Here is a 15,748-nt window from a genome sequence, read left to right as displayed (position 1 = left end):
TTGTAGCCCGAGCCCGGTGACCGATCAGGCCTACAATCGGGATCGTGATCATGTGAGGAAACACCGATGCAGTGTCCGATTCGTCCGCTGTCGCGCCTGCCAGAGGTCGGCACCACCATCTTCACCGTGATGTCGCGCATGGCTCAGGAGGCCGGTGCCATCAACCTGTCGCAGGGCTTCCCGGACTTCCACGCCGAGCCGGTGCTGTTCGAGCGCGTGGCGCACTGGATGCGGGCGGGCATGAACCAGTATCCACCCATGGCCGGGGTGGCGCCGCTGCGCGAGGCGATCGCGCGCAAGGTGGAGGCGCTGTACGGGGCGCGCTACGACGTGGAGACCGAGGTGACGGTGACCGCCGGCGCCACCCAGGCGCTGTTCACCGCGGTGGCGGCGCTGGTGCATCCGGGCGACGAGGTGATCGTGTTCGAGCCGGTGTACGACTCCTACGTGCCGGCCATCGAACTGCAGGGCGGGGTGCCGGTGCGGCTCACGCTGGAGGCGCCCGACTACCGGCCCGACTGGGCGGCGGTGGCCGCGGCGATCACGCCGCGCACGCGCATGATCATGATCAACACCCCGCACAATCCGACCGGGGCGGTGTGGTCGGGCGAGGACATGGCGCAGCTGGCGGCGCTGGTGCGCGGCACCGACATCGTGGTGGTCGCCGACGAGGTGTACGAGCACATCGTCTTCGACGGCCGGCGCCACGAAAGCTGCGCCCGCCACCCGGCGCTGGCCGAGCGCAGCCTGATCGTCTCCAGCTTCGGCAAGACCTATCACATCACCGGCTGGAAGGTCGGCTACGTGCTCGGGCCGGCGGCGCTGATGGCCGAGTTCCGCAAGGTGCATCAATTCAACGTGTTCACGGTGAACACCCCGGTGCAGTACGCGCTCGCCGACTACATGGCCGAGCCGCAGCGCCATCTCGCGCTGGCCGGCTTCTACCAGGCCAAGCGGGACCGCTTCCGCGCCGCCCTGGGCGCGTCGCGCTTCACCCTGCTGCCGTGTGCCGGCACCTACTTCCAGCTGGCCGGCTACGAGGCCATCGGCGACCGGCCGGATGTGGACTTCGTGCGCTGGCTCACCTGCGAGATCGGGGTGGCGGCGATTCCGGTGTCCGCCTTCCACCACGATGGTCGCGATGCCCGGGTGGTGCGCTTCTGCTTCGCCAAGCACGAGGACACCCTAGACGCCGCCTGCGAGCGCCTGGCGCGGTTGTAGGTGCGGGCGCTGCCGCGCTGACTTTCATCGGGCGTCCACAGGGGCGGTGCAGGCGCGCGTGCTACACTTTTTTTTTCACCTCTCGCCCCCGCCCGACCGTGCAAAAACTGCTCCTGTTCCTCCTCGTTCTCGCCGCGATCTTCTGGGGGCGGCGCCTGCTGCGCGAGGGGGATCAGGGCGGCGCCTCCCGCTCCCGGTCGGCGCGGCGGGACACCCCCGAGCGGATGCTCTCGTGCCGGCGCTGCGGGGTGCACGTGCCCGAGAGCGAGGGCGTGCATCGGGGCGACGAGTTCTACTGTTGCGACGCGCATGCGCATGGACGGGATGACTGAGGCCCCGGTACGGCCGGTGGCGCCCGGCGACCTGGCGCGGCGCGCTTCGCTGCGCTACCTGAACCTGTTCCGGCTGTTCATCGCCGCCCTGTTCCTGTTCTTCGGCCGGACGGTCATCGGCCTGGGCAACGAGGCGCCGGTGTTCTTCGTCGTCGTTGCGCTGGCCTATTTCGTCACCGTGCTGGCGCTGGGTTTCCCGGATGCGGTGCGACGGCTCGGCTTCGATCGGCTGGTGACCGTGCAGATGGTGGTGGACATCGTCGCGCTGGTGCTGATGATGCATGCCAGCGGCGGTGCGCGCGGCGGCCTGCCGACCTTGCTCATGGTGCTGCTCGCCGGCGGTGGCCTGGTCGGCCAGGGGCGCTGGGTGCTGTTCTATGCCGCCCTGGCGACCGTGGCGGTGCTGACCGAAAACGGGGTGCGCACCCTCACCGGGCACGAGGCGCCGGAATTCTTTGCGGTCGGCATGGTGTGCATCGGCTTTTTCGGCGTCGCCCTCATGGCGCGCTACCTGGCCAGCCGGGCGCTGGCCAACGAGGCCCTGGCCGAGGCCCGTGGCGCCGACCTGGTCCAGCAGCGCACCATCAACGAACGCATCATAGAGGACATGCCCGACGGGGTGCTGGTGCTCGACGAGGATCTGCGCGTGCTCCAGTTCAATCCCCAGGCCGAGCGGCTGCTCGGGCGCACGCTCGGGCCCGGCGGGCATCTGGTCGACGCGGTGCCCGTGCTGGCGGCGCGGCTGGCCGAAGCGGCCGGCGAGGGGGCCTCCGGCGAGGTGATCGTCGACGATCGGGGCACCATCGAATATCGCGTGGTGCCGCCGGTGGCGGCCGGTGGCGGCACCATCGTCTATCTCCAGGATCTGGAAGAGATCCAGGCCCAGGCGCAGCAGATCAAGCTGGCTGCGCTCGGCCGGCTCACCGCCGGCATCGCCCACGAGATCCGCAACCCGCTCACCGCGGTGAGCCATGCCGCCGAGCTGTTGCGCGAGGAGAAGCGCGCCGAGGGGCAGATCCGCCTGACCCGCATCATCAACGACAACGCCCAGCGCATCGAGCAGCTGGTGCGCGATGTGCTCTCCCTCGGCCGCCGCGACCGCGCCATGCTCGAGGCCTTGCCGCTGCAGGCTTTCGTGCGCGACTTCCTCGACGAGTTCACCCTCCACGGCGAGGCGGAGAAGGCCCAGGTGAGCATGGACATCCCCGACGGCATCACCCTGGCCTTCGATCGCGCGCATCTGCACCAGATCCTGTGGAACCTGCTGGCCAACGCACGCCGCTACGCGAGCGAACGCCCCGGGGCCATCGCGGTGCGGGCGAGCCGCGACGATGGTCTCACCCGGCTGGAGGTGATCGACGACGGCCCGGGCATCGCCCCCGAGCACCGCACCCAGCTGTTCGAACCCTTCTTCACCACCCACGCCAAGGGGACCGGGCTGGGTCTGTACATCGCCCGCGAACTGGCCGAGGCCAACCGGGCCAGCCTGCGTCTGCTCGACACCGAGCGCGGCGCCCATTTCTGCCTGACGGGACCGAGTCAGCCATGAGTACGAACGACCGACGCCAGCGGCCGCGGGGCACCGATGTGCTCGTGGTCGACGATGAAGACGACATCCGCGAACTGCTGGAGATGACCCTCGCGCGCATGGGGCTGGGGGCCGATGCGGCCGGCTCCGTGGCCGAGGCGCGCGCGCTGCTCGAGCACAACAGCTACCGCCTGTGCCTGACCGACATGCGCCTGCCCGACGGCGAGGGTCTCGAGCTGGTGCGCTACATCAACGAGCACTGCGCCGACCTGCCGGTGGCGGTGATCACCGCCTACGGCAGCATGGAGAACGCGGTGGGCGCGCTCAAGGCGGGCGCCTTCGACTACCTCGCCAAGCCGGTGTCGCTCGAGCAGCTGCGGGCGCTCATCAAGTCGGTGTTCCGGCTGCCCGAGAAGGGCGCCGGGGCGGTGGAAAAGGACGCCAGCGCGTTTCTCATCGGCGAGTCCGCGGCCATGGCGCAGGTGCGCCAGCTCATCGAGAAGCTCGCCCGCAGCCAGGCGCCGGTGTACATCTCGGGCGAATCGGGCAGCGGCAAGGAGCGCGCCGCGCGCGCCATCCACGGGCTCGGGCCGCGCGCGGCCGCCTCCTTCGTCGCGGTCAACTGCGGCGCGATTCCCGAGAACCTCATGGAGAGCGAGTTCTTCGGCTATCGCAAGGGGGCCTTCACCGGCGCCGACGCCGACCACGACGGCTTCTTCCAGGCCGCCAACGGCGGCACCCTGTTTCTCGACGAGGTCGCCGACCTGCCCCTGTCCATGCAGGTGAAGCTGCTGCGCGTGATCCAGGAAAAGCGGGTGCGCCGCATCGGCGAGACCGAGGAGGTGCCGGTGGACGTGCGCATCATCAGCGCCACCCACCAGAACCTGCGCGCCCTGGTGGAGGATCATCGCTTCCGCCAGGATCTGTTCTACCGCCTCAACGTCATCGAACTGAAGATGCCGGCCCTGCGCGAGCGCAAGGAGGACATTCCGGCACTGGCCGAAGCCCTGCTCGAGCGGCTCGCGGCGCAGGCCGGCCTGGGGCAGCCGCGGCTGTCGGCCCAGGCGGCCCAGGCGCTGGCGGACTATGGCTTCCCGGGCAACGTGCGGGAACTGGAGAACACGCTCGAGCGCGCCCTGGCCCTGTCCGGCGACGAGGTCATCCATGTGGAGGATCTGGCGCTCGATCCGCTGCTCGGCACGGAGTCGGCGGTCTCGTTCAGCGGCAGCGAGGCCCTGCACATGGGGCTGCAGGAATACCTCGATGATGCCGAGCGCGAGGCCATCCACGAGGCCCTGGCCGAGACGGGCGGCAACCGCACCGCGGCGGCGCGCCTGCTCAAGGTGACCTTCCGTTCCCTGCGCTATCGCATGGAGCGGCTGGGCATGAAGGAATGAGCGACGCGCCCGGGCGACTCGACGCGGAAGGCTGGCTGGCCGGTGCGCGGCGCATCGTCTCGCCCAACGCCGACGCGCGCCCCGAGGGCGAGCCCGTGCGCCTGCTGGTGGTCCATGCCATCAGCCTGCCGCCGGACCGGTTCTCCGGCGAGGGCATCATCGAACTGTTCACCAATACCCTCGACCCCGCGGCTCATCCCTACTACGCGCAGATCGCCGGGCTGCAGGTCTCGGCGCATTTCCTCATCCGCCGCGACGGTGAGCTGATCCAGTTCGTGTCCACCGAACAGCGTGCCTGGCATGCCGGCGCGAGTTGCTGGGGCGGGCGCGAACGCTGCAACGACTTTTCCATCGGCGTGGAACTGGAGGGCTCCGACCATGTGCCCTTCGAGCCGCGCCAGTATGCGCGCCTGACCGAACTGATCAAGGTCTTGCGGCACCGTTACCCGCTGCAGGCCGTTGCGGGCCACAGCGATATTGCGCCGGGCCGAAAGACCGATCCCGGGCCGTGCTTCGACTGGGCGCGTCTGGCCCGGGGGCTCGACGCGCCGCCGCCCGGCGTTGACACGCAAGTTTCATTTTCGGGGATTCCCCTTGTCGATCGAACTGACGTATAACGGCAACAGCGCCGATGACATCGGCACGACATGACGAATCAGACGACAAGGAGTCAGACCATGGGACTGTTCAGCTTCATCAAGGAAGCGGGTGAAAAGCTGTTCGGCACCGGCGAGGCCGCGGCCGCCAGTGCACCCGATGCCAACGCCAAGGCCGGCGCCGCCATCAAGGCCTACATCGAAACCCTCAAGCTGCCGGTGGAGAACCTCACGGTCAGCTTCGATGGCGCCAGTTCGGTGGTCACCGTCGGCGGTACCACGCCGGACCAGGCCACCCGCGAGAAGGTGCTGCTGGCCGCCGGCAACGTGGCCGGCGTGGGCGAGGTCCACGACAGCATCGTGGTCACGAATCCGGAGCCGGAAGCCCAGTTCCACACGGTCGTACGCGGTGACACCCTGTCGGCGATCGCCAAGAAATGCTACGGCAATGCCAACAAGTACATGGTGATCTTCGAGGCCAACAAGCCGATGCTGTCCGATCCGGACAAGATCTACCCGGGTCAGGTGCTGCGTATTCCACCGGCCGCCTGAGGCCGTGGCGGTGCCGGCCGGCGCCGCCACGTGATCGATCGGACGGGGCGCAAGCCCCGTTTTTTTGTTGCGCCGCCGATCTCCAGCACCCATGCGGGTTCCAGTGTGATGTATTTGGCATGAACAAGCATTCATGCGGGTTTCCGGGAGATTGACAAAAGGCATACAAATCAATAAAGTGCGGGTCGTGCTGCAGTGCAGCATCCAAGGAAGCGGCGAACGGGCCGCTTTTTCATGTTCCGGCCTTGCGCGTTGCGGCCGGCCGGAACCCCGATGGCGACCCGCCTGATTCGATCGCTCCACGCCGGTCCGGAGATCCGGTTGCGATCCGCGCATGACCCAGTGTCCGTCATGCGAATCCGGTGGGCCACATGGAGGCTCCACATGAACATCGCAACTTCGATTCGAAACGGCGCGCGTGCACTCGGCGCGTTTTCCACCCATCTGGCTCATGGTGCCCTGCTGGCCATGGGCGCCCTGTCGATTGCCGGCGTGATGGCCGGTGTGCTCGAACACCAGCGCGTCTCCGTACCCCTGGTCGCGGCCCTGTCGCCGGCCCATGCGGCGGGTATGGCCGACGCGGCGCCGAACCCGGTGACGACTCACTTCGATCTGGCCGTGGCCGACATGCTCGCCGACGATGCGGACACGGATGCCGGCGTCGCGGCGCTCAGTCCCGCCCTCGCGCGGGTCAAGGCCTACGTGGCGCGCAAGTACCGGGTGTCGTCGGCAGCCCTGGCAGCGCCTATCGCCCAGGCCCAGCAGTCCGGCAAGGCACTGGGTATCGATCCGCTGCTCATCGTCGCGGTCATGGCGGTCGAGTCGAGCTTCAATCCGCTCGCCGAGTCCACGGTCGGGGCGCAGGGGCTCATGCAGGTCATTCCGAAATTCCACCTCGACAAGATCGGCCCCGATGCCGGGCCCGAGGCCTTGTTCGACCCGGACACCAACGTGCGCGTCGGCGCCCTGGTCATCAAGGAAGGCCTGCGCCGCTACGGTTCGATGAAGCGGGCGCTGCAATACTACGGCGGCGCGCTGTCCGACCCCAGCGCCGGCTATGCGCGCAAGGTGCTGGCGATGAAAGCCCGGCTGGAGAAGGTCGCGGAGGACGGCGCGGCCTGAGCCCGCCGTCCCGGCCGGCGCTATCCGCGCAGGACGCCGGCGATGCGCTCGACCGCCGCTTCGAGCCGATCGATGCCGGTGGTGTAGGCGAAGCGGATGTGCTCGCGGCAGCGAAACTCGCCGAAGTCGATACCGGGCGTCGCGGCCACGCCCGCGTCCTCGATGAGGCGGTGGGCGAGGGTCTCGCAATCTGGCGCCAGTGAGCGGATGTCGGCGTAGATGTAGAAGGCCCCCTCCGGCGCCGTTCCGACGCCGAAACCGAGCGCTTCGAGCGCGGGCAGCAACACGTTGCGGCGTGCCGAGAATTCGGCGCGCCGTGCTTCGTGGACGGCCATGCACGCGGGGGAGAAGGCCGCCAGCGCGGCATGCTGGGCCACCGTGGAGGCGGCAATGAAGAAGTGCTGCGCGAGGCGTTCGATCTCGCGCGCGAAGCCGTCGGGCACCACCAGCCAACCCAGGCGCCAGCCGGTCATGCCGAAATACTTGCTGAAGCTGTTGATGACAAAGGCGTCGTCCGCCTCGGCCAGCGCGGTGCTCGCCGCCACGCCGTAGGTCAGCCCCTGGTAGATTTCGTCCACGATCAGGGTGCCGCCGCGTCGGCGCACGCCGTCGGCCAGGGCGCGCAGGGTGGCCGGGGCGATCAGGGTGCCGGTGGGGTTCGAAGGCGAGGCGACCATCAGGCCGCGGGTGCGGTCGCACCAGGCCGATTCGACCTGCGCCGCGGTGGGCTGGTAAGCCTGTGCGGCGTCGCTGGGCAGGGCGCGGACCCGGCCTTCGAAGGCGCGTACCAGATGACGGTTGGACGGGTAGGTGGGGTCGGGCATGAGCCACACGTCGCCCGGGTCGGTCAGGGCCGCCAGGGCCAGCATCAGCGCGCCGGAGGCCCCCGGCGTGACGACGATGCGCTCCGGCGCGATGTCGAGGCCGAAGCGATCCGCGTAGAAGCGGGCGATGGCCTCGCGCAGCGCGGGCATGCCCAGACCGGAGGTGTAATGCACGTTGCCGGTGGCGAGGAAACGGGTGGCCGCCTCGAGGATGGGTTCCGGCGTGCCGAAGTCCGGTTCGCCCACTTCCATGTGGATGATGTCGCGCCCGGCGGCCTCGAGTTCGCGGGATCGGCGCAGCAGCTCCATCACATGGAAGGGTTCGATGTCGTGGAGGCGGCGGGAAAAGGGCAGGTCGGTGCGGGGCATGGTGCGGAATCCGGACGGCGTGTTCCGGATGATAGGCGTGATGGCGGTGTTTCGTCAGCCCGGGGGCCGGAAACGACGAACGCCGGCACGGGGCCGGCGTTCGTGTCGGGCCGGCTGCCGGGGCAGCCGGTCGTCCGGGCTCAGACCGACAGGGCCAGCTCGAACAGCTCGCGCTTGAGGGTCATCTGGCGCGGCAGGCGATCCTGCAGCTTGTCGAACCACTCCTTGTGCAGGTCCAGTTCCTTCTGCCAGGCTTCGGCGTCCACGGTGGTCAGGGCCTCGAACTCCTCGCGGGTCACATCGGCGCCACTCCAGTCCAGATCGTCGAAGCGCGGCATCCAGCCCAGCGCGGTTTCCTTGGCGCCGATCTTGCCCTTGACGCGGTCGACGATCCACTTGAGCACGCGCATGTTCTCGCCGAAACCCGGCCACATGAAGTTGCCGTTTTCGTCCATGCGGAACCAGTTCACGCAGAAGATCTTCGGCGTGTGCTCGACCACGTGGCCCATCTTCAGCCAGTGGTTGAAGTAGTCGCCCATGTGGTAGCCGCAGAAGGGCAGCATGGCGAACGGGTCGCGACGCACCACGCCCTGGGCACCGAAGGCGGCGGCGGTGGTTTCGGAGCCGAGCGTGGCGGCCATGTACACGCCGAAGTTCCAGTTGAAGGCCTGGTAGACCAGCGGCACGGTGGTGGCGCGGCGGCCGCCGAAGATGAAGGCGGAAATGGGAACGCCCTTCGGATCTTCCCAGTCGGCGTCGATGGACGGGCACTGGCCGGCCGGGGCGGTGAAGCGCGAGTTCGGATGCGCGGCCTTGCGACCGGTCTCCCTGGCGATCTCGGGGGTCCAGTCCTTGCCCTGCCAGTCGATCAGGTGCGCCGGCGCTTCCTTGCTCATGCCTTCCCACCACACGTCGCCATCGTCGGTCAGCGCGACGTTGGTGAAGATGATGTTTTCCTTCAGGGTCGCCATGGCGTTGAAGTTGGTCTTCTCGCTGGTGCCCGGGGCGACGCCGAAGAAACCGGCTTCCGGGTTGATGGCGTAGAACTTGCCGTCCGGCCCCGGCTTGATCCAGGCGATGTCGTCACCGACGGTGGTGACCTTCCAGCCGTTGAAGCTCTGCGGCGGGATCAGCATGGCGAAGTTGGTCTTGCCGCAGGCTGACGGGAAGGCGGCGGCCACGTAGGTCTTTTCGCCCTCGGGGGACTCGACGCCGAGGATGAGCATGTGTTCGGCCAGCCAGCCTTCGTCGCGGGCCATGGTGGAGGCGATGCGCAGGGCGAAGCACTTCTTGCCCAGCAGGGCGTTGCCGCCGTAACCGGAGCCGTAGGACCAGATCTCGCGGGTCTCGGGGTAGTGGACGATGTACTTGGTGGTCGGGTTGCACGGCCAGCGCGAATCCTTCTCGCCTTCGGCCAGCGGGGCCCCCACGGAATGCACGCAGGGCACGAACTCGCCATCGGTGCCGAGCACGTCGAACACGCCCTTGCCCATGCGCGTCATGGTGCGCATGTTGGTGGCGACATAGGCGCTGTCGGAGATCTCGATGCCGATATGGGCGATCGGGGAGCCGAGCGGACCCATGGAGAACGGGATCACGTACATGGTGCGCCCGTGCATGCAGCCCTTGTACAGTTCGTTCAGGGTCTTGCGCATCTTGGCCGGATCTTCCCAGTTGTTGGTGGGGCCGGCGTCGTCCTTGTTCGCGGAGCAGATGAAGGTGCGGTCTTCCACGCGGGCCACGTCGGACGGGTCCGACCAGGCCAGGAAGGAGTTGGGGCGCTTCTCGGGGTTGAGCTTGATCAGGGTGCCGGACTCGACCATTTCGGCACACAGACGGTCATATTCTTCCTGGGAGCCGTCGCACCAGACGACCTGCGCGGGCTCGGTGAGCTCGGCGATCTGTGCGACCCATTGCTTGAGTTTTTCGTGGCGGACATAGTCCGGTGCGGCTGCCCGTGCGGCATCGGCGAATTGGCTCATTGGGTAGAACTCTCCAGATTTGCGATGGTAAACCTGCTGGTGACGCATCACCCAATGCGCCACTGCATACCTCTTGGCGTGCGGCCGGTCTGGTGCCCTCTGCCTGGACCGGTTCGGGTCGAGACACGCGGATCGGGAGCCGCCTCCACGCGCCCCTGTCCTCGATGGATCGTGTCGGTGCGCTTGTGGAAATCACGAAGCGACAGGGTCGCTCGCGAAAGCCTAATATTATGCCACGCCGTAAGGGTTTACGGAAACAGGACGGCGGCGGGCGGTGCCCTTCTCGGCAATCCCTGTCGTGACACGGTTCCGGTTTCCGGACACAAAAGAACGATGAGACGGGTGGGCCATCCCGGCGCCGCCATCGTGCCATCACCATCCGAGAGGGGGAACATTCGCCATGAGCGCATCCAACCGTGACGCCGCACTGGACTACCATCGCCAGCCGCGGCCCGGAAAAATCGCGGTCACGCCTACCAAGGCGCTGACCAACCAGCAGGATCTGTCGCTGGCCTATTCGCCGGGCGTGGCCTTCGCCTGCGAGGCGATCGCCGAATCGCCCGCCGAGGCGGCGACCCTGACCGCCCGCAGCAATCTGATCGGCGTGATCACCAACGGTACCGCGGTGCTCGGCCTGGGCAACATCGGTCCGCTGGCGGCCAAGCCGGTGATGGAAGGCAAGGGCGTGCTGTTCAAGAAGTTCGCCAACATCGACGTGTTCGACCTGGAGGTGAACGAGCCCGACCCGGACAAGCTGATCGACATGATCGCGGCGCTCGAGCCCACCTTCGGCGGCATCAACCTGGAAGACATCAAGGCGCCCGAGTGCTTCTACATCGAGAAGCGCCTGCGCGAGCGCATGAATATCCCCGTCTTCCATGACGACCAGCACGGCACCGCCATCGTGGTCGGTGCGGCGGTGCTCAACGGCCTGCATCTGCAGGGCAAGTCGCTCACCGACATCAAGCTGGTCACGTCCGGTGCCGGCGCCGCCGCGCTGGCGTGCCTGGATCTGCTGGTGATGCTCGGCGTGCCGGTGGAGAACATCTGGGTGACCGACATCGAGGGCGTGGTGTACGCGGGGCGTACGGTGCTCATGGACGACATCAAGGCGCGCTACGCCAAGCCCACCGATGCGCGCACCCTGGGCGAGATCATCGAGGGCGCCGACGTGTTCCTCGGCCTGTCGGCCGGCGGGGTACTCAAGCAGGACATGGTGGCGAAGATGGCCCCCAATCCGCTGGTGCTGGCCCTGGCCAATCCGCGTCCGGAGATCCTCCCCGAGGATGTCCAGGCGGTGCGCGACGACGCCATCATCGCCACCGGGCGTTCGGACTACCCGAACCAGGTCAACAACGTCCTGTGCTTTCCCTTCATCTTCCGCGGTGCGCTCGACGTGGGCGCCACCACCATCACCGACGAGATGAAGCTGGCGGCGGTGCATGCCATCGCCGAACTGGCGCGCGCCGAGCAGAGCGACATCGTCGCCGCCGCCTATGGGGAGAAGGTCTCCGGCTTCGGCACCGACTACATCATTCCGCGCCCTTTCGATCCGCGCCTGATCGTGCGCATCGCCCCGGCGGTGGCCAAGGCCGCCATCGAATCCGGCGTCGCCACGCGGCCGCTGGAGGACTGGGATGCCTACACCGCGCAGCTCAACAACTTCGTGTGGCACTCGGGTCTGATCATGAAGCCGGTGTTCGCCGCGGCCAAGCGCCATCCGAAGCGCATCGTGTTCGCCGAGGGCGAATCCGAGCGGGTGCTGCGCGCGGTGCAGACCGTGGTGGACGAGGGCCTGGCGCGGCCGCTCCTCATCGGCCGGCCCGAGGTGGTGACCCGCAACATCGAGCGCTTCGGCCTGCGCATGCGCCGCGACGAGCATTTCGAGCTGGTCAATCCGGATTCCGATCCCCGCTTCAACGCCTTCTGGGGCCATTACCACGAGCTCATGGAACGCCGCGGCGTCTCGGTGGAGTACGCCAAGCGCGAAGTGCGCCGGCGCACCACGCTGATCGGCGCGCTGCTGTGCAAGTTCGGCTACGCCGAGGGCATGATCTGCGGCACCTACGGCCTCTACCAGCAGCATCTCAGGTTCGTCGAGGCGGTGCTCGGGCGGCGCCCGGGGGTGAGCAAGTGCTACACCCTCAACCTGCTCAGCCTGCCCGGGCGCACGGTGTTTCTCGCCGATACCTACGTGACCTACGACCCGACGCCGGAACAACTCGTGGAGATGACCGTGCTGGCGGCCGAGGAGATGCGCCGCTTCGGTGTCGATCCGCGCATCGCACTGCTCTCGCACGCCAGCTTCGGTACCGAGGACTCGCCGACGGCCACCAAGATGCGCGACGCGCTGCGCCTGCTCCACGAGCACCATCCGGAACTGGCGGTGGAAGGCGAAATGCATGGCGATGCGGCGCTCGATGCCGCCATCCGCCTGCAGGTGTTCCCCAACGCGCGCATGCGCGACGACGCCAACCTGCTCATCTTCCCCACCCTGGACTCGGCCAACATCGCCTTCAACCTGCTCAAGACCGCGGCGGGCGAGGGCATGACCGTGGGCCCGATCCTCATGGGCGCGGCCAAGCCGGTGCACATCCTGACCCCGACCGCCACCGTGCGCCGGATCGTCAACATGACCGCGCTGACCGTGGTCGAGGCGATGCAGGCCGGCGAGGAGGGCGGCCAGCGCGTGTGAGGCCGCACGGCGCGCGCCCCCTAAAGCTTGTCGCCCCCCATGTCGTAGATGCCGGTGGACGAGTCAGGAGACGGGCATGGGTGGCGGCAAGACCGCGCTGGTATTGACAGGTGGCGGGGCGCGGGCAGCCTACCAGGTGGGCGTGCTCGGCGCCGTGCGCGAACTGTGGCGTGGGCGCCCGGGGCATCCCTTCCCCATCCTCTGCGGCACCTCCGCCGGCGCCATCAATGCCGCGGCGCTGGCGGTGTATGCGCAGGACTTCTCCATGGCGGTGCGGCGCATCGGCTACATCTGGCGGCACTTTCACGTGGAGCAGGTCTATCGCGCCGACGCCATGGCGCTCACCGCCACCGGCTTGCGCTGGGGGGCGGCCTTGCTCACCGGCTGGCTGGTGCGGCAGACGCCCCGCTCCCTGCTAGACAATTCGCCGTTGGCCGAACTGTTGCAGCAGACCCTGGATTTTTCCGCCATCGGACGCGCCATCGATGCCGGCCTCGTCGACGCCTTGAGCGTGACCGCGTCGGGCTACACCACCGGCGAGTCGCTCGCCTTCTTCCAGGCGCGCGAGGGCCTGCTCGGCTGGCGCCGGGCGCAGCGGGTGGGCCTGCCGGGCCGTATCGGCCTGCCGCACCTGATGGCCTCGAGCGCGATTCCCTTCGTGTTCCCCGCGGTGCGGATCAACCGGGAGTATTTCGGCGACGGCTCTATGCGCCAGATCGCCCCCATCAGCCCGGCCATTCATCTGGGCGCCGAGCGCATCATGGTCATCGGTGCCGGGCGCCTGTCGGAGGAGGGGCGCCAGCGGGCCGACGCCTATCCGTCGCTGGCGCAGATCGCCGGTCACGCCATGTCGAGCATCTTTCTCGACAGCCTGGCGGCCGACCTGGAGCGGCTCGAGCGGATCAACCACACCCTGAGCGACATGAACGCTGCACAACGCTCGGCCGTGGGGCTGCGGCCGATCGAAACCCTGGTGATCTCGCCCTCGCGGCGTATCGACGCCATCGCCGGCCATCATCGGCGCAGCCTGCCGCGGGCGCTACGCGTCGTGCTCGCGGGTATCGGCGGCATGCGCCGCAGCGGCTCGACACTGCTGTCCTACCTGCTGTTCGAGCCGGGCTACACTCGCGCGCTCATGGACCTGGGCTATGAAGACACCATGGCGAGGCGGGGTGAGGTGGCCGAGTTCCTGCGGCTGTGATCGCCGCACGGGCGCCGATCGGCCCCTCTTTTTTTCCCGCCCGGGTTTCGGTACAGTGCGCAGGAATCCGTTTAAGTTTTTTGTGTTAGTTGCCGTTTTATAAGCAACTTTTGTTATGACAAAGGCCGTTGCCGTGCATGCGTTGATCCGTCGGATTCCCCTGCTGTTGCCGTTTCTGGCGGTGTTCGCGGCGCATGCGGACCCGGGCCGGCTGACCCACGTCGCGGTGGCCAGCCCGGCGGTGCGGTTCACGGCGCCGGCGCTGCTGGCCGACGAGGCGCGCGAAGACAGCCCCGAGCTGCGCTCGCGCGCCTTCACCATCATCGATCAGCTCACCGGTCACATCCTCATCGAACGCAACGCTGGCGATGTGCAGCCGATCGCGTCGCTGACCAAGCTCATGACCGCCATGGTGGTGCTCGACCGTCGCCAGTCGCTGAGCGAGGTGCTCACCGTGACCCGGGACGACGTCGATACCCTGCGCCACAGCCGCTCGCGCCTGCCGGTCGGCGCCCGACTCAGTCGTGAAGACCTGTTGCGCCTGGCGCTCATGGCCTCGGAGAACCGGGCCGCCTCGGCCCTGGCGCGCAACTACCCGGGCGGGCTGGGTGCCTTCGTGCGCGCCATGAACGCCAAGGCCCGGTCGCTCGGCCTGAGTCACACCCATTTTGCCGAAGGCACCGGCCTGAGCGCCGACAACGTGTCCACCGCGCGTGAGCTGGCGCGCATGGCGCTGGCCGCCTCGCGCTACCCCTTGATCCGGGCGTTCACCACCACCTCGTCCTACGCGGTGGATCTGAAGGGCCGGCAGCGGGAGTTTCGCAACACCAACAGCCTGACCCGCGACCCGGACTGGGAGATCGGCCTGTCCAAGACCGGCTACATTCGCGAGGCCGGGCGCTGCCTGGTGATGCAGGCCTGGCTCCAGGGGCGGCCGGTGCTGATCGTGCTGCTCGATTCCTTCGGCAAGTACACCCGCACCGCGGACGCGCGTCGTCTGCGCCGCTGGCTCGCCGAACGCCCGTGGGAACGGGTGCTCGTCGCCCACAAGGACGTCACCGGCTGAGCCGTGTCAGAGGGTGCGCGGCGGCACGTAGCCGAGCGCGCGGGAGATGCGCTCGGCGGTCTCCCGCACCAGCGGGGCCCAGTCGGGATTGAAGCGCTCGGACGGGGTCGACAGCGACAGACCCGCCACCAGCACCCCCTTGTCGTCGCGGATGCCGGCGGCGATGCAGCGCACCCCGTGTTCCACTTCTTCCAGGTCGAACGCCACCGCATGGCGGCGGACCCGGTCCAGATCCTTTTCCAGCGCGGCCAGATCGGTGATCGAGGCCGCCGTGCTGCCCGGCAGTCCGGTGCGCCGGGCGTAGTCCTGGACCTGCTGGGGGCCGTCCTCGACCAGGAACAGCTTGCCGGTGGCGGTGGTGTGCAGGGGCGCGCGGGCGCCGACGATGTGCACCACGCGCACCGCCGAGCGGCCGCTGGAGGTGCGCTCCACATAGACGATCTGGTCGCCGTCCCGGATACCGAGATTGACGCTCTCGCCGGTCTTCTGGTGCAAGGCCAGCATCTCGGCGATGGCAGTCTCGCGCAGCGACAGCCGGGACTTGACCAGCGAGCCCAGTTCCAGCAGGCGGATGCCGAGCCGATAGACGCCGTTGTCGCCGCGCTCGACGAAGCCGCTGTGGGTCATGGCGGCGAGGATGCGGTGCGCGGTGGACGGATGCAGGCCGGTCTGCGCCGCCAATTGCTTGAGCGGGACCGGATCGGGGTGTTCGGCGAGGACATCGAGCAGCGCCATCATGCGCTCGATGACCTGGATGGACGTCTTGGATTCTTTGATCGACATTGCGGGTTTCCCGGATTGGGCGATGGTACTTGATGGGCGAACATTTCGCCTAGTGAAATTGCGTATCGTTCGGGAGTGCC

13 protein-coding genes are annotated in these 15,748 nt (G+C 68.1%); 10 read left to right on the top strand and 3 right to left on the bottom strand.

From position 1 onward, the window contains the following. The first annotated feature begins 66 nt into the window (after positions 1–66). From G3580_RS15995 to G3580_RS15965, 7 genes are all read left to right on the top strand, one after another. Positions 67–1,221, top strand: coding sequence for a pyridoxal phosphate-dependent aminotransferase (locus G3580_RS15995; RefSeq protein ID WP_173767175.1), 1,155 nt, complete (start codon positions 67–69; stop codon positions 1,219–1,221). A 98-nt stretch (positions 1,222–1,319) separates the two neighbouring features. After that, positions 1,320–1,553 (top strand): PP0621 family protein, encoded by a 234-nt coding sequence (locus G3580_RS15990; protein WP_173767173.1) that lies wholly within the window; start codon positions 1,320–1,322, stop codon positions 1,551–1,553. After that, positions 1,537–3,102, top strand: coding sequence for an ATP-binding protein (locus G3580_RS15985; protein ID WP_323847983.1), 1,566 nt, complete (start codon positions 1,537–1,539; stop codon positions 3,100–3,102). Before G3580_RS15990 ends, G3580_RS15985 begins: the two co-directional genes overlap by 17 nt. Continuing rightward, positions 3,099–4,478, top strand: coding sequence for a sigma-54-dependent transcriptional regulator (locus G3580_RS15980; RefSeq protein WP_173767171.1), 1,380 nt, complete (start codon positions 3,099–3,101; stop codon positions 4,476–4,478). The genes G3580_RS15985 and G3580_RS15980 overlap by 4 nt, the downstream gene beginning before the upstream one ends. Further along, a complete protein-coding gene (gene ampD / locus G3580_RS15975) occupies positions 4,475–5,095 on the top strand; it encodes a 1,6-anhydro-N-acetylmuramyl-L-alanine amidase AmpD (protein ID WP_173767169.1) in 621 nt (206 codons plus the stop codon). Before G3580_RS15980 ends, ampD begins: the two co-directional genes overlap by 4 nt. 60 nt (positions 5,096–5,155) lie before the next feature. After that, positions 5,156–5,626, top strand: a complete 471-nt coding sequence (gene lysM, locus G3580_RS15970) for a peptidoglycan-binding protein LysM (RefSeq protein ID WP_173767167.1) — start codon at positions 5,156–5,158, stop codon at positions 5,624–5,626. A gap of 384 nt (positions 5,627–6,010) precedes the next feature. Beyond that, positions 6,011–6,748 (top strand): transglycosylase SLT domain-containing protein, encoded by a 738-nt coding sequence (locus G3580_RS15965; RefSeq protein ID WP_173767165.1) that lies wholly within the window; start codon positions 6,011–6,013, stop codon positions 6,746–6,748. Positions 6,749–6,768: 20 nt separating this feature from the next. Here G3580_RS15965 and G3580_RS15960 read toward each other — a convergent pair whose 3' ends face one another. Then, positions 6,769–7,941, bottom strand: a complete 1,173-nt coding sequence (locus G3580_RS15960; protein ID WP_173767163.1) for a pyridoxal phosphate-dependent aminotransferase — start codon at positions 7,939–7,941, stop codon at positions 6,769–6,771. Between the two features lie 140 nt (positions 7,942–8,081). Continuing rightward, on the bottom strand, positions 8,082–9,923 hold the full coding sequence (locus tag G3580_RS15955; protein WP_173767161.1) for a phosphoenolpyruvate carboxykinase (GTP): 1,842 nt from the start codon (positions 9,921–9,923) through the stop codon (positions 8,082–8,084). 400 nt (positions 9,924–10,323) lie between these two features. On the opposite strand from G3580_RS15955, the gene G3580_RS15950 reads away from it, so the two are divergent. The 3 genes from G3580_RS15950 to pbpG all read left to right on the top strand — a co-directional run bounded on the left by G3580_RS15950 (position 10,324) and on the right by pbpG (position 14,885). Next, entirely contained in the window at positions 10,324–12,618 is a 2,295-nt protein-coding gene (locus tag G3580_RS15950) for an NADP-dependent malic enzyme (RefSeq protein WP_173767159.1), read from the top strand. A 76-nt stretch (positions 12,619–12,694) separates the two neighbouring features. After that, complete coding sequence (locus G3580_RS15945; RefSeq protein ID WP_173767157.1) at positions 12,695–13,819, top strand: patatin-like phospholipase family protein; 1,125 nt, start codon at positions 12,695–12,697, stop codon at positions 13,817–13,819. A gap of 115 nt (positions 13,820–13,934) precedes the next feature. Next, the gene (gene pbpG / locus G3580_RS15940; protein WP_173767155.1) at positions 13,935–14,885 is read left to right on the top strand and encodes a D-alanyl-D-alanine endopeptidase; all 951 of its coding nucleotides are present in this window, start codon (positions 13,935–13,937) and stop codon (positions 14,883–14,885) included. Positions 14,886–14,891: 6 nt separating this feature from the next. Here the strand turns inward: pbpG and G3580_RS15935 are convergent, their stop codons facing one another. Next, positions 14,892–15,668: an IclR family transcriptional regulator gene (locus G3580_RS15935; protein ID WP_228720691.1), complete on the bottom strand. Its 777-nt coding sequence runs from the start codon at positions 15,666–15,668 to the stop codon at positions 14,892–14,894. Between the last annotated feature and the right edge of the window lie 80 nt (positions 15,669–15,748).

This window comes from Nitrogeniibacter mangrovi, assembly GCF_010983895.1.
Taxonomy (GTDB): Bacteria; Pseudomonadota; Gammaproteobacteria; order Burkholderiales; family Rhodocyclaceae; genus Nitrogeniibacter; species Nitrogeniibacter mangrovi.
This window is presented reverse-complemented; position numbering and strand designations above follow the sequence as displayed.